Here is a 15,036-nt window from a genome sequence, read left to right as displayed (position 1 = left end):
TGCCGGAAGTTTTACCTCCGGCAGCTGCGGTAGAGCCCGGCAAGCATTAAGACAATTGCGAGTATCTGGACGATATTTACAATCGAACCGCTTACGGAATCTCTGGCAATTAACGCACACATGTTGATAAAAAGACCGCTTAACAGCAGCTTATCCGGCCTGGAGCGGATCGGCTTCGGCTGCTCGCCTTTCTGTTCCAGAAGTTCGTTTATTTTTTGCTTCGTGTGCATGACGGCCCTGAGCAGTCCGATAATCATGAGGGCGAGGATTGCCATGCATACGAGAGGCACGATTTCAATTACACTTGTTGTCAGGCAGGCGGCCATTGCTTCGTAGGTGAAACACAGAATTTCAAAAATTGTAACAATCTTCAGCATTATTAGGATCTTTTTGTAATGCTCTATCTGGGAGTCTGTATCTGTATACAGTTCAAACGGCCCGTCGGCGGCTTTCTTCCGGAGGATGACCCAGAATCCCCACAAGGTGATGATTTCAGCATTCATTTCCTCCATAAATTCCCGGTAATCGTCGCTGACTTTGTAGAACCCGGATGTAAAGTCGACCTGATAAATATATTGCCCCGGCGTACATTTCTCGAAGGTATAGACGCCTGCGAAAAACTTTGTGAGGGCATACCCGTCTGCAGACATTTCATTCAGCCATTTTGTCTCTTTGTCTTTGTTTAAATATAATTTAAATTTCTTCATGTGGGATTTCCTCCATAAGCTTTGCGTTGTCTATCAGTTCCTCTAGCCTGCGGCATTCTTCTTCAAATGCCTGAAGCCCTTCCGGGGTAATCAGGTATTCTTTTTTCTTCCGGGATGTCTTATCCTCGCTGTAGATGCGAATCCATCCTTTTTTGGTTAATGTCTGTATGGCGCCGTAGAGTGTGCCCGGACCAAGGACGACACGCCCTGCCGTCAATGCCTCTACTTCCTGGATGATTCCGTAACCATGGTTCGGCTTCCGAAGTGCAAGTAAGATATAAAAGATGGCTTCGGTAAGAGGAGTGTTTTTATCCATTGTGCGCCTCCTGTCGTTTGACGATATATCGTTCGACGATATATTGCTTGACTACAATATATCAGATGACGATATATTTGTCAATGATATATTGAAAAGAGTTTATCATTTAAAGCTAATGTGTGGTAGAATGATGTTGGGGTCGAAAGCCCCCAACTATGATGCCTACGGATTGCGACGCGTAGCTAGTCCTTTAGGGTTCCGTGCTATGCACTCTCACAATCCTACCCAATATTCGCATATCGTGGGATGTACATCCCACTTTTATGCTCATATCGGGGCGGGTCCCAAGGTCTTTCCCCCACTTATGAGCAAGCTCACGTGGATTCAGACCTTTTGACCCTGGCATCATAATATAATATTTTTAGCAGGAGGTTTATTATGAAGGTATTGATGATTAATGGAAGTCCTCATAAAGAGGGAAATACATATGCTGCTTTGAAAGAGATGGCGAAGATTTTTGCGGAAGAAGGCATTGAGAGCGAGATAATACAGGTGGGGAACAAACCAATCCGCGGCTGTATCGGCTGCCGTGCCTGTGCGGAGAAAGGCAGATGTGTGTTTGATGATTGTGTAAATGAAATTGCGCCGAAGTTTGAAGCGTGTGACGGGCTTGTTATCGGCAGCCCGGTTTATTATGCATCGGCAAATGGTACGATGATTTCTTTCCTGGATCGGTTGTTTTTCAGCACATCATTTGATAAGACAATGAAGGTAGGAGCGAGTGTAGTGGCGGCAAGAAGAGGCGGGCTCTCAGCGACCTTTGATGAGATGAATAAGTATTTTACCATCTGCGGCATGCCGGTAGCGTCCGGTCAGTACTGGAACAGTGTGCATGGCAGGGAGATTGGCGAGGCGGTTCAGGATGCGGAAGGTATGCAGGGGATGCGGACGCTGGCAAGGAATATGGCGTTTCTGATGCGGGCGATTAAACTTGGGAAGGAACAATACGGTCTTCCGAAGAAAGAACCTTTCGAGAGAACGGATTTTATCCGATGAAAAGAAATGTGACAGCAGGAGAGAAGTTGATAGTTAAATTATATGACGAAATGTATCAGGAAAACTTTTATAATGATTTTGACAAGAACTGACCTGAATTTCTTTCAGGCCAGTTCTTTTTATTGTATAATTAAAAAAATTGAAAAATTATTATGAGGGAAAATATGAAGTTAAGATTTAAAATCTTATTTATGTGTCTTGGATGTACGCTTATAGCGTTATTGCTGCAGACATGGCTTTTTCAGGAGACATCATCTTCTCTGATTTATGGACAGGCGAAAGAGGAAAGTGAAAACTCCCTGCAGAATATGCAGAATGAAATTTATGATTTTGCAAAGAAGATGGAAAGTAACTTGATTGAGGTATATACAGAAGAAGAACTGATTGAGAGATTAAGTGATAATCCCGGAATTGAAACGCTGCGTTCTGAGTTTTACCGGAAGGCTTATGATATAGGTACGAGTGAATTTGAAACGGGTGATAATGTTGTGGCATTATATTTGTATACCATGGATCATGAGATTGTAAGTACATACCGAAGAGCTGTTACACCAAAGCATAATTATCAGATTGATATTTACGATGATATAGAAGGAGAAAATGCCCGTATAGTTATGGATTATGTTGAATCTGATGATTCAGCAATGCTGATATCCAGTTATTATAATCCATATCGGGAAAAGGACATTTTAAGGTTTGTGCTGAAATTGTATTATAATAGCGACCGGAACGATAAGGTCGGATATATTGTATGTGATATTGATACGAAGACGATTACTACAATCATGGAGAAGTACCGTACAGACAGCACTGTATTTATGTGGCTCCAGCCGGAAGGAGACCGTCCGGCATTATCTCTTGGAAGTCTGTCGGAGGGCGAGCAAAAATATTATGATGAAACAACCAGAAAGATAGAAAAGGGCGAAACTGTGACAGCATCCGATCGTTTAAAGCAGGAGCTGTTTCAGGTAAAACAGAATAAATATAATCTTACGGCTTATTCGATGATGCCAAGGAATCTGCTGGAGCAGAATCAGAGGAATCTGACAGCGAATCTGATACTGATTGCAGCCTGTATGATTATTATGGCAACGATATTAACGCTTTTAATATCAAGAAACATCACCCGTCCGCTGGACATTCTGATGGGAACGATACAGAAGATAAAGAATGGCAATACGCAGCTGCGGGCTGAGATCTCTAACAAAGATGAAACAGGTGAGCTTGGAAAGAATTTTAATGAAATGCTGGATCAGATGGAAGAGTTAAAGGAGAAGGAATACCAGGCAAAGCAGCTTCTGACCCAGGCGGAGTATAAAGCTTTGCAGGCACAGATCAACCCTCATTTCTTATATAACACATTAGATACAATGAGCAGTATAGCAGAGATTAAAAACTGTCCGGAAGTCAGTATGCTGAGCCAGTCATTGTCCAATCTATTCCGGTATAGCTTAAATATGAAAGAGCCTTTTTCAACAGTGGCGAAAGAAATTATGCATTTGAAAAATTATACACAGGTTATGAGTATCCGTATGCATGATAATATTCATTATATTTTTGATGTGGATGAACAGTCGCGGCGCGCTTTGATTCCGAGAATTTCCCTGCAGCCTCTGGTGGAAAATGCGATTAATCATGGTCTTAGAAATAAAAGGGGAGATAAGGAAATACGAATTGAGATAAAAGTGAAAGCGGACAAGCTTCATATATGTGTGGCTGATAATGGAGTGGGAATGGAAGTGACAGAAATAAATGCAAGTTTAAGAAAGAATGAAATAGGTCCTGTGGAACAGGGGACGTCAATTGGTCTGCATAATATTAACGCCCGTTTAAAAATCCTGTACGGGAAACAGTATGGAATTTATATAGAAAGTAAAATAGGAGAAGGTACCCGGGTACATATGACTTTGCCCAGAAATACAGAGGAAAGAGACCATGTATGAAAAAAAGTATAAAGTATTGATTGCAGATGATGAATATTGGACCCGCGAAAAACTTCGCAATATGATTTTGTGGGAAAAATATGGACTGGAGTTTTTAGAGCCGGCGGTTAATGGGGAAGATGCTTTACAGAGCATAGAGGAATACAGGCCGGATATATTAATTACAGATATTAATATGCCATTTCTAGACGGGGTACAACTTTTGACAGAAGTCGGGAAAAAATATCCTGATATAGTTACCTTTGTAATCAGCGGCTATGATGATTTTGACTATGTCAGAGATACATTTATGTCCGGGGCGATTAATTATCTGGTAAAACCGGTTACGAAGATTGAGTTAATAAAGGCTGTTGTGAAAGCATTGGAAAAAATCAGTGAGCGTGAAAATGAACAACTGGAATTATTAAAGGCGGCGTCTGTCATACAAGACAGTGAATTCAGCCAGATGATCCAGCGAAGAGAAGTGCCGGAGAATTCATTCCGTTCTACTGATAATTTTATGGAATTTGCAGAGATGAGTCTGATGCTGATAAAGATACATAATCTTCAAGAAGCGATCCGGGCAAGTGGGCATGACAGGAATTTGATTTCATATAATATAAAGAAAGAAATCAAAGCAGCATTTAACAATGAAAATCTGATTGTATTTAATAATATTTACAGGTTGAATGAATTTATTGTTGTAACAGATAAAAGCAAGCGGGATTTGATAAAGACGGCGGAGAAAATAAGGTTTAGATTTTCAACATTTATAAAATCCTGCATTACCATATGTATCAGCGCCCAATCGTATTCTATGGAAAGTATTCATATGGCATATGTTGAAGCAATCGGGATTTTGATGACGCGTAAATATTGTCTGAAAGATGAAGTGCTCATTTCTGATAGAACAGGTGGAGAGAAGGAAAAGGTTGTTGCTCATTTTAAGCCGGATTATGAGAAACATCTGAAAAATGCTTTAAGAACAGGCGACGTCGAATTAATTAAAAAGATTGTATTTAAATGGACAGGCCTTATAAAGTGTCAGAAGAACGGTTGGAGTTATCTGGAGGTAAAGCAGACTGTACGCCAGGTCCTGACTATATTGTTAGATTATGTGATACAGAAACAGGGATTTATGAAGGTGGCTGATGTGGAAAGTTTTCTGGAGACGATTGAGAAGACGACAGAGTCTCTGGATTTGCAGCTTCTATGTGAGATGCTGGAAGAAGTGATTGAATATCTGATACCAGAAAAGGAAGAGCATACAACAAACGCAATGGCGGAGATTGTCCACCAGGCGGCAGGCTGGATAGATGAACATTATTCAGAAGAAATGTCACTGGCAATGCTGGCAGAACGATATCATGTGGCGAGTACTTATTTTTCCAGAATGTTCCGGCAGGAAATCGGTGAGAGCCTCATTCTTTATATTACGCGCAGGAGAGTAGAAAAAGCGAAAGAGTATATAAGAAACAGTGATATGAATTTGACTGAAATTGCGTTTGTCGTGGGATATGATGATTATGCATATTTCAGCCGTGTATTCAAAAAGAGTACAGGGGTGAGTCCCCGTGATTATAAGAGTCAGTGCAGGGAGGAGAAAATGTGAAACGGATTTTAATATATCTGATAGTTTTGTGTATTGCTTTCCTTCAAGGGGGATGTACACGTTCTTATATAGAAGACGAAGAGGAGCCAGAGCAGATTGTACTCAGTGTGCTGGCGGGGCAGTCTACATCGGATGCCGGGGTAGAAGATATGATTGATGAATGGATGATGGAATATTTTCCCGGGGTTATTCTGGAATGGGAGTGTGTAGACTGGGGAGATCGTTTTGCATCTCAGATGAGAGGAAGGTTCGCGGCAGGAGATATTCCGGATATTATGATCGGAAAAGCGCAGGATGTACAGGTTTATGCGAAAACAGGGAACCTGGGAACTATTTCTTCAAAATGCAGGGAGAAGATTGTAGAAGAAGCGCTGGGTTCTGTAACCGTTGATGGAGAAATGTATGGGATGCCGTATAATGCATGGTACCAGGGCGTTATCTATAATAAAAATATTTTTGAAATATATGGGCTCGCTCCGCCGTCGACAATGGAAGAGCTGCAGGATATTACTCATACGTTGAAGCAGGCGGGCATTGTTCCCTTTGCAGCACACTTTCAGGAGAGCTGGAAGGTGGCAAACATGACGATGCAGTATATGATGAATGATATTTTTAAGGAGGATGCCATCTGGGGCGATAAATTCCGGGAAGGCAGTGAAGGGTTTCTTCAAAATGACAGTGTAAGGCATTGTTATTTGAATAATCAGTTTATATTGGAAAACACATGGGAAGATGCGCTTCAGATCAATCAGTTTGAAAGCGACAGCCGATTTACGCAAGGAGAGGCGGCGATGTATATGACGGGCTCCTGGTCTATGCAGTTTGCAAATCAATATGGAAAAAATATTGATTTTGGTATCTTTCCATTTCCAAACCAGAATGGAAATGCACAGTTGATCCGGGAAACAAATATGACATTTATGAAGAGCGCCGATACAGAGTACAGTGAGCTCATAGATGAGATTTTTTATGCGCTTCTGGACGATGAAAAACTGACGCAGGAAATACTGGATTTCACACAGTCATCCTCGGTAGTAAAGGGAATTGTTCCGATACATGAAAGCAGGATACAGGATGATATAGACCGGTATGAAGCAAGTGGTGAAATCATTGATGTTACAACGGGAAACGCACAGCTTATATGGAATTTTCAAAATGAGCTTGCAGCGCAGCAGTTGCTCTGGCTGAAAAAAGAGAAGACACTGGACGAGGTGCTGCAATATGCGGACGAGCATAGAGCATTCAGCGCATATACAAAGGAAAAATGATATGAGAATAAAATGTTGAAAAAAGTGCAAGAAAAAAGTACAAAATGTCCTATTATTATTAGACTTTTTTTTGTTATAATTTAATTGTATATGTGATAAATAGCCGACGAAGGGAACCGGCTGGGTTATTGCAGAAGGAAAACAGCGAAATATTTTAAGAGGAGGAATATGGATGAAAAAGAGAATAGCAGCATTACTCTTAAGTATGGCAATGGCAGCGACTATGATTCCGGCAAACATAGTCAGCGCCGCGCCGGAGAGTAAAGATAGCCTGGATGAAGTAATAGAACTCCAGGAAGCAGACAGCAGTCTGCCGACGCTGACGGTGGACATGGCGCCCGAAGAGCAGCGGGAGTTAAAGCACGGTGCATCAGGGTGGCTGTACGGGCAGGGCGATGCGGAAGTGCCCACAACCAATACGATGACGCCCCTGAAACCGCATACAGCGGTTCAGAAAGCACCTTATGGGATGCAGCATCCCAACGGAGATACACTGGATGTTGCGGAATCGTTTTTAAATGCAGGCGGCAAGGACATCCAGATTTATGTGCCGGATTATTATGCTCTCTGGTTTTATGAGTTCAGCACGACGCAGGAGTATCTGGAGATTCTGAAGATGCAGGCGCAGGCATGTATTGATAAGGGAATTGAGGATAAGGTTGTCTATGTTCTGTATAATGAGCCATTTGACTACTGGATCGGAGGAACTTATACAGATCCGGAGACCGGTACAGTGTCCACAGGCTGGGACAGCCTGAACTGGTACTGGGAGGATATGTATCAGGCAGTTGTAAAAGTATATAAAGATAACGGTGTTAAGAGTAAGCCGCGGTTTGCAGGCTTAAACCTGGCCGGATATAACGAGAGTGTCATGGATGCCTATGTTAAGTTCTGTGTGGAACATGACTGTATGCCGGATGTTGTTACATGGCATGATCTTAGTACAAGGCAGTTTGATAACTTTGAAAAGGAGTACAATCATTACAGAAGTCTGGAGAAAAAATATGGAGTCGTAGAACCAAGGGAGATCGTAATTAACGAATATGCAGCGGATTATGAGTGTGCATCTCCCGGGGATCTGATTCGTTGGATTGGCCTTTTTGAAGAATTTAATGTATCCGGGTGTATGCCGTTCTGGCATCTGTCTAATAACCTGAACGGTATTGCAGCAGATAATAATGAAGGAAATGGCGCATGGTGGCTGTATAAATGGTACGGAGATATGTCAGGACATTACCTTCCGATTCAGACATCTAATGCAGAAAAGCATGATTTTTATGGAGCAGCGTCTCTTGATAATAATAAGAAGAGCGCCAGTGTTATATTCGGCGGGCTGAATGGAGCTGGTAATATTGTACTGGACAACATTGAGGATTCAGAGACCTTCCGGGGAGAAGACAGGGTACATATCAAAATTGAGGCAACAGACTACACTGGTTTTCATGGTGTGGCAGAAGAGCCGAGAATCGTAAAAGAAGGCGCCGTAGAAATCATAGGTGGTAAAGTAACAGTACCGGTATCTGATATGCTGGAGATGAGCGGATACCGTATCACAGTGACAAAAGCGACAGATGATGAGCCAACGGGTTTCTTAAGCTCCACATGGAAAGAAAAATATGAAGCAGAAAATGGTTCTTTATTCGGTGGCGCGGCACCTGCAGATGCAGCCGGAAATATCGCGCAGTCCGGAAGAAGAAGAGTGGGCTGGGTGCAGAGTGCACAGTCTGGCGTGGATATTCAGGTTACGGTTCCACAGAATGGATATTATAAATATGACATGGTATATACAGCGGGAAATGGATGTAATACTGCCGATCCGACTCAGAATACACCATATACTGCTTATCAGGATTTGATTATTGACGGCAAACAGACAGAGCGTATGGTACTTCCGACTACGCTTAGTTTTGGAATGGGCGGTATGTACAGTACCTATGTGTATTTGACAGCAGGCAATCATACAGTAAGAATTGTCGGTGTGGATGTTACCCGTTCCGCAGATATTGACTGTATCTATCTTACTTACAAAGGACCGGAAGAGACTGATACGGAATTTAATAAAGTTTATGAAGCAGAACTTTCAGAATTCAATGAACTTGCAGGAAATAAGACAGCTCTTACAACAGAACGTGAAGGAAGCATTGACTATGTAACCGGTCTGGAAAAGACAAGTGTAACAAAAGGCGGTGGTCTGAGGGTAAATGTAATCGTACCGGATAATGGTATGTATACGTTGAAGCTTCGCTATGCTTCGAAAGAAAATGCAACAGCAAATATTTATCAGGATAATGATACGGTAAATCTGAATCATAAGACAGCGGCGGTTTCTCTCAAAAAGACAGATAATCAATGGGCAAATGCATACCAGACAGTATTTATGCAGAAGGGTATCAATATCATAGACATTGATACTGACAAAGAAATCAGTCTGGATTATGTAGAGGTATCCCAGGCAGTTGTAGAGCCGACTGCAGTTGTAGAAGCAGAGAGCGGAAGCTTTACCGGAGAGGCAGCCGTAGGAAATAACACAAATGTTACAACGTTTGCTTCAGCAGGAAGCTATGTTGCAGGTATCAAAGCAGCTAACAGCGTAGAAGTAATTGAGCCGGACGATCCGGAATTTGAAGTTTACGGACGGGGACGTTTTGTAGATCTTGGGGAGGCAGTTGATAAGAACAGTCTTACGATTACGGTAGAAGTTCCGTCAGCGGGCACATACAATATGGCAGTTTATCAGTCAAGCGGTGAGCTGTTTGGTGAGCATGCATATAATGCACAGATGACAGAGCGGTACGCATCCTTCTCTGTAAATGGCGGCGAGGCAAAGAAGGTAGTCTTCCGCAATACATACAGTGATGAGACCTTCCGTTCACAGGTCATTCCTGTAGAGCTGAAAGCTGGTAAAAATACGATTAAGATTTATAATGACAATTCAAAGATTGTTACGAACGGTATCCACCAGGGCGGCGTTAAGATTCCGGCAAATATTAAATATAATGTACTTACAAACTATACGCCGAACTTTGATAAGTTTGAATTTTATCCCAAGACAGCAGATACAGCCGTTGAAGATACGGATACCTTCCAGATAACGGCGGCTTCTTCTGAGGATGGCATCGTTACGGCAGACAAGACGAAGGTAGAAAAAGGCGGAACAGTACGTCTGACATTTACCCCGGCAGAGAATGCTTCTCTGATAAAGGCGACGGTAAACGGCAGGAATATTCTGGAGCAATTAAATCCGGCAGGCGGCGCTTACGTGCTTACCAACGTGCAGGAGGATATTACGGTCAAAGGCTTTTTTGAAGCAGAAGAAGAGGCGGAGCTTTTGTATTCTGTCAATTGCGGCGACGTGAATCCGACAACCTTAAGCTCGGGCGATACGTTTGGATCGAACAACAGTGTGACAGATCAGTTCTACGGAGCGGATGCAAAGACAGGGAAGAAGTGGGGCGTCGTGGATACGTACCAGGCAGACGGCAATTATCCGGATCTGCTGACCGGTGCAAAGACGTGGCCGTGTGAGAATGACGGTGCGACAGACAGCTCACCCAGAGGAAAGTCTTTCCGTTATGCAAGGAACCAGGCGACGTCGGATGTAGGTGTTGTATATCGGTTCGGGCTGGAAGCAAATAAAACCTATGATTTGGAGATGGGCTTCTATGTGCCGTCCGGCTGGACGAATGCAAGTTATCCGCGAACCATGAAGCTGGTGCTGAATGGCACGACAGCGGCAGGATATGAGAATTTCACGGCAAGCAACAGCGCTTCCAGTCCCTATATTATTAAGACGAAGGCAGTGGCTGACAGCGACGGTAATCTGGAGATTCAGATTGGACATGCGTCAGACGCCGTGTGGGGACCGGTAGTAAGCTATATCGATATCTTTAGTACAGTGGAAGGAAAGGAACCTGAGAAGGTAGATAAGAGCGAATTGCAGGCGCTTGTAGAAAAGTATCAGGATGCAGAGAAGAAAGGAACCTCTGATGCAGATTGGAGCGAATTCTTAAGTGCTCTTGAGAATGCAAAATATATCCTTGGAAGCGACAGATTTACAGAAGAAGATGTGAAGGCGGCAGCAGACAGGCTCCAGGAAGCAGCCGGGAAGCTGAAGGAAGAGGCAAAGCCAGATCCAACACCAGACCCGACACCAGACCCGACCCCGGACCCGACCCCGGATCCAACGCCGACGCCGGAGTTGCCATATGTGGACGTAAAGGAAGGCGATTGGTTCTACAATGAAGTAGCTTACAATTATGTTAAAAAAACCATGACGGGAAAAACCGATACACAGTTTGCCCCGTATGAGACCCTGGTACGTGCACAGTTTGCGATTATCCTTCACAGGATAGAAGGAGAACCGAATGTGGCATATACGGCAAGATTCCCGGATGTAGCGGATAAACAGTGGTACACCACAGCCATTCTCTGGGCGGCTGATGCAAAGGTGGTTACCGGATATACCGACAGTGGTTACTTTGGAACCAATGATCCGATTAACCGCGAGCAGATGGCGGTGATGATGTACCGCTATGCAGGCTACAAAGGATATGACACAAATGGGAAGACAGACTTTGGCGAATTCACGGATGCCGGTAGAGTAAGTGGATTTGCGAAAGAGGCGATGCAGTGGGCGGTAGGAAATAAAATTATTACCGGTAAGACGAATGATGACGGTTCCTTCCGGCTCGATCCACAGGGCAATGCCAGTCGTGCGGAATGTGCGATTATTATAAAGCGGTTTATGGAAACATATGGAGAATAGGGAAGGAAAGAGTTCTGGTGAAACCGGCGCGGCGAAAGTCGTGCCGGTTTCACCGTTTTACTTTTTATAGATGACCGCGCAGAGCAGTGAGGACACCGGAACGGTCAGGATGACCCCGCAGCTGGAGGCGATTCCCTGCATGATTTCGATAGCGATGTCATACATGTTGACGATCTGCTGGTATTGATAAGCGTAAGCATAGAGGAATACCAGTGTGTTGATGGAGCCGCCGGTAAAGGCGAGAATTAGGGTATTGGACATGGTTCCCATCATATCTTTGCCGATCCGCATACCGGATTGGAATAATTCTTTTCTGTTAAGAGAAGGATTCTGCTCTAATACTTCCTGGAGACTGGATGCAATAGACATACTGACATCCATGACAGCTCCCAGCGCGGCAATCAGGATTCCGGAGAAAAGAAGCTCGCCAATCCGGATTCCGGTCTGTTCCTGAACGTAGATCAGGTTTTCAATATCGGATACGTTATATCCGGTAACCTGGGCGAGCCTGCCAAATAGGGAGGCAAGAAGACCTGCCGCAATGACCCCGGTTATAGTTCCCAGCATTGCAATCAGCGCCTTTTTCGTAAATCCTGCAATGAGGAACATGGTAACAATGGTCGTGAGGACGACAGTGAGAACAGCGCCCAATACCGGAGAGTATCCCCGGTAGATGAATGGAAGGAAGAAGTAAAGGATCAGGAAAAAAGTGAAGGCAAGGCCTCCAATGGAGCATAACCCTTTTTTCCCGCCAAGCAGCCATATCAGGAGCAGGAAGAAAGCGACGAATCCGTAGACAATTGGTTCCCGGTAGAAACTATACACGGAGGCTGTTAATTCGCCCCGGGATTCTGAAACGATGGCGGTCACTTTCATGCCTTCCCGGCAGTGGGCGCCATACAGATAGCTGGAGGAACTGAGGGCTTCCAGGGTTTCGCCTTTATGGCTGCCGCTCAGCAATTCCAAAAGGACGGTCTGATTGCCGATATAGGTTCCGGCTTCTTCGTTATCTTCTATGACGGAGAGGACGCGAGCCTTGACAAATTCCCGACCCTCGTTTTCCATAAGCGGTTCTCTTTCTATTTGGTTTAACTGATAAATCCACAGCAGGAATCCTGCTGCTGCAAGAATCAGCAGCAACAGGATTCCTCTTTTCTTTCTTGTTTTTAACATAGCATTTCCTTTCGGTTTTTAATTAAGAGCGTCGGAGTACGTGATATAACGGTCCAGTACTGCGGCAGTCTCTGCACGGTTAATGCTATTCCATGCATTTAACAATCCGGTGGTTCCATCGCCCTGAATGATTTTTTCTGTAACAGCCCATTTCATAGCGTCAAGCGCATAGGCAGTTACGGATTGTCCATCCGGGAAGCTGTCCAGGGAAGCGGAAGTGGAAGTGCCGATTCCATTTTTCTTAGCATAGCGGTACATCATGGTAACCATCTGCTCTCTTGTGATTTCATCGGCAGTTCCAAATAATCCGCTGTCAGTGTAACCGGTGATGACGTCATTTTTGTATGCCCAGATGATTGCGTCGGTGTACCACTGGTCTTTTGGAACATCAGGGAACGCCTCTTCGTAGGTTACCGCAGGAGTTCCTGCCAGGCGGTATAAGGTTACGGCGAACTGGGCACGCTTCAGGGTCTCGGCAGGGCCGAACCGGGTATTGGTAAGACCGGTCATGATTCCTTTTTCATACATGGATTTTGCATAACTGTAGAACCAGGAATCTTCGCTGACGTCTTCATAAGGGAGGGTAGAAGCGTCCGCCTTTTCGATTGTAAAGGTCTTATCAATCTGTTCACCGTTGTCTGTACGGTAAGTGGCGATGGAGAAGGTGTTGCTGTCGACATTTATTACGGAGTAGGTCGGCACGTCTTCCTGCCATCTTTCAGCAATATAGCTCTGCTTTCTGGGGACAAGGTCATAATATTTGCTTCCGGAAGAAGAACTTGCTGTCATGTACAGGATACCTTCCGGATTTACAACCAGTTCTTCGTTGTCGGATTGTACGGCGTCTTTGTCCATTACGCTGTCAAGATAGTTCAGATATTTCTGTTCTGCCTCATCAGTAGTGTCATCCTTTATATTACCCGGCGCTTCATAGCGAGTCTCCGGATCTTCTCCTGCGTCCATATCTTTATCCAGCTGTTCGTCAAATTCGTCGTCGGTATATTCTACCGTTTTCTGTCCGCCCTGCAGGATCTCTGAACGGGAATACGCATGGTCATGACCGGTCAGAACCACGTCAATATCATTTTCCTCAAAATAAGGAACCAGGGTATATCTTAAGTTGGTAATCTCCGGTTCGTTGGAGTGCTCGGCAGAACCGTAGATATCCTGATGCAGTGTTACAATCCGCCAGGTCTTGTCCGGATGCGCATTGACAGCTTCTTCAATAAACTGCTTGTGCTCCGTGACGTTGGTGTCCTGCGTGTTGAGCATGATAAATAACGCGTCGCCGTATGTATAGTAATAATCGCCGCCGACAATATCATTGGAACCCAGTTCACTTAAGTTCGGAATGTTGAAATGATAAAGGTAGTTAGGGTTGTCAGCGTCATGGTTGCCGACTGTGGTTGCCACGGGAACAGACTCTAATTTGTCGGCGCTTAAGTATCCGGCGTATTCGATTTCGCTGTTGGTGGCATCCTTGTTAGGCGCTTTCTTCGCTGTGGTCTGAATCTGGTCTCCGGCAGAAAGGACGAAGCTTGCGTCTGATTCCCGCTCAAAAGCCTGGTTTAAGGTGTCGTTCCAGTTGAATGCATCGCTGCATACAGAGGCAGACTGTGCCGCATAGAATTCTTCACTATCCTCTCCCTTTAATTCATTGGAAGAGCCAATCTGCGGGTCGCCTACATAGATAAAACTGAATCCGTCAGAAGCATCCTGTACGGTGAAAGCGACTTCTTCGCCGCCATCTGTCTGATAGCTGTGCTCTCCCGGAAGAAGGTCTTTGGCAGTTGCCTTACAGACATAGTATGCGGAGCCGTCTTTTGCTGTCGGTCCTTCGGAAACGGTTACGGCTACCGATTTGCCGTCAACTGTCAGAGTAGGTGCTTGGGTTTTGGAATACCAGCCGAAATTTATCTGCGTCTCGTCTTCGCCCATGGAAAGAGACATCTGTGTCCAGTCATCTTTTATGGTTTCCCATTCTGTCTGCCATTGTTCGTATGCTCCGTTTGCCGCCGCCGGTGTGTCTTCTGCATTGGTTTTCCCATCCGGTGCCGGAGCTGCAGATACGCTGCCTGTAGAACCGAAGCACAATGCCCCTGCTAATAATAAGGCTATGATTTGATTTCTTTTTTTCACATGAACCTCCCGAGCGTCTGTACGCTCTTTTCACAATTATTTTCCTATCTATAAATGTCAGCTTCCAGGCCTTGAAACTATCCGTATTTTATTCCATCGTATACGATGTTTCAATAGACTTTACATATATCTAAC

10 protein-coding genes are annotated in these 15,036 nt (G+C 44.4%); 6 read left to right on the top strand and 4 right to left on the bottom strand.

Annotation, left to right across the window (positions count from 1 at the left end):
- Positions 1-11: 11 nt before the first annotated feature.
- Entirely contained in the window at positions 12-707 is a 696-nt protein-coding gene (locus OCV99_RS07000) for a DUF2812 domain-containing protein (protein WP_158369388.1), read from the bottom strand.
- Complete coding sequence (locus tag OCV99_RS06995; RefSeq protein ID WP_158369387.1) at positions 694-1,023, bottom strand: PadR family transcriptional regulator; 330 nt, start codon at positions 1,021-1,023, stop codon at positions 694-696. The genes OCV99_RS07000 and OCV99_RS06995 overlap by 14 nt, the downstream gene beginning before the upstream one ends.
- A gap of 130 nt (positions 1,024-1,153) precedes the next feature.
- On the opposite strand from OCV99_RS06995, the gene OCV99_RS18220 reads away from it, so the two are divergent.
- The 6 genes from OCV99_RS18220 (at position 1,154) to OCV99_RS06965 (ending at position 11,589) form a co-directional block, all read left to right on the top strand.
- A complete protein-coding gene (locus OCV99_RS18220) occupies positions 1,154-1,363 on the top strand; it encodes a hypothetical protein (RefSeq protein ID WP_158369420.1) in 210 nt (69 codons plus the stop codon).
- Positions 1,364-1,404: 41 nt separating this feature from the next.
- The gene (locus OCV99_RS06985; protein ID WP_158369386.1) at positions 1,405-2,022 is read left to right on the top strand and encodes a flavodoxin family protein; all 618 of its coding nucleotides are present in this window, start codon (positions 1,405-1,407) and stop codon (positions 2,020-2,022) included.
- A 164-nt stretch (positions 2,023-2,186) separates the two neighbouring features.
- Entirely contained in the window at positions 2,187-3,965 is a 1,779-nt protein-coding gene (locus OCV99_RS06980) for a sensor histidine kinase (RefSeq protein ID WP_227192788.1), read from the top strand.
- Entirely contained in the window at positions 3,958-5,556 is a 1,599-nt protein-coding gene (locus OCV99_RS06975) for a response regulator transcription factor (RefSeq protein ID WP_158369384.1), read from the top strand. Before OCV99_RS06980 ends, OCV99_RS06975 begins: the two co-directional genes overlap by 8 nt.
- On the top strand, positions 5,553-6,824 hold the full coding sequence (locus OCV99_RS06970; protein ID WP_158369383.1) for an ABC transporter substrate-binding protein: 1,272 nt from the start codon (positions 5,553-5,555) through the stop codon (positions 6,822-6,824). Before OCV99_RS06975 ends, OCV99_RS06970 begins: the two co-directional genes overlap by 4 nt.
- Positions 6,825-6,996: 172 nt before the next feature.
- Complete coding sequence (locus OCV99_RS06965) at positions 6,997-11,589, top strand: S-layer homology domain-containing protein (RefSeq protein ID WP_158369382.1); 4,593 nt, start codon at positions 6,997-6,999, stop codon at positions 11,587-11,589.
- Positions 11,590-11,646: 57 nt separating this feature from the next.
- On the opposite strand, the gene OCV99_RS06960 is transcribed toward OCV99_RS06965, so the two are convergent.
- On the bottom strand, positions 11,647-12,762 hold the full coding sequence (locus tag OCV99_RS06960; protein WP_158369381.1) for a YibE/F family protein: 1,116 nt from the start codon (positions 12,760-12,762) through the stop codon (positions 11,647-11,649).
- Between the two features lie 18 nt (positions 12,763-12,780).
- Positions 12,781-14,901, bottom strand: coding sequence for an S-layer homology domain-containing protein (locus OCV99_RS06955; protein WP_158369380.1), 2,121 nt, complete (start codon positions 14,899-14,901; stop codon positions 12,781-12,783).
- Between the last annotated feature and the right edge of the window lie 135 nt (positions 14,902-15,036).

Source organism: Dorea acetigenes (assembly GCF_025567385.1).
GTDB classification, from domain to species: domain Bacteria; phylum Bacillota; class Clostridia; order Lachnospirales; family Lachnospiraceae; genus Claveliimonas; species Claveliimonas acetigenes.
The sequence above is the reverse complement of the archived record's forward strand: the minus strand, read 5'-3'. Positions and strand labels throughout refer to the sequence as shown.

Bases quoted from the DNA above. Each gene is read 5' to 3' on its own strand.
- OCV99_RS18220 (WP_158369420.1), top strand. From the start codon at position 1,154: ATGATGTTGGGGTCGAAAGCCCCCAACTATGATGCCTACGGATTGCGA.
- OCV99_RS06960 (WP_158369381.1), bottom strand. From the start codon at position 12,762: ATGTTAAAAACAAGAAAGAAAAGAGGAATCCTGTTGCTGCTGATTCTT.
- OCV99_RS06995 (WP_158369387.1), bottom strand. From the start codon at position 1,023: ATGGATAAAAACACTCCTCTTACCGAAGCCATCTTTTATATCTTACTT.
- OCV99_RS06980 (WP_227192788.1), top strand. From the start codon at position 2,187: ATGAAGTTAAGATTTAAAATCTTATTTATGTGTCTTGGATGTACGCTT.
- OCV99_RS07000 (WP_158369388.1), bottom strand. From the start codon at position 707: ATGAAGAAATTTAAATTATATTTAAACAAAGACAAAGAGACAAAATGG.
- OCV99_RS06985 (WP_158369386.1), top strand. From the start codon at position 1,405: ATGAAGGTATTGATGATTAATGGAAGTCCTCATAAAGAGGGAAATACA.
- OCV99_RS06975 (WP_158369384.1), top strand. From the start codon at position 3,958: ATGTATGAAAAAAAGTATAAAGTATTGATTGCAGATGATGAATATTGG.
- OCV99_RS06965 (WP_158369382.1), top strand. From the start codon at position 6,997: ATGAAAAAGAGAATAGCAGCATTACTCTTAAGTATGGCAATGGCAGCG.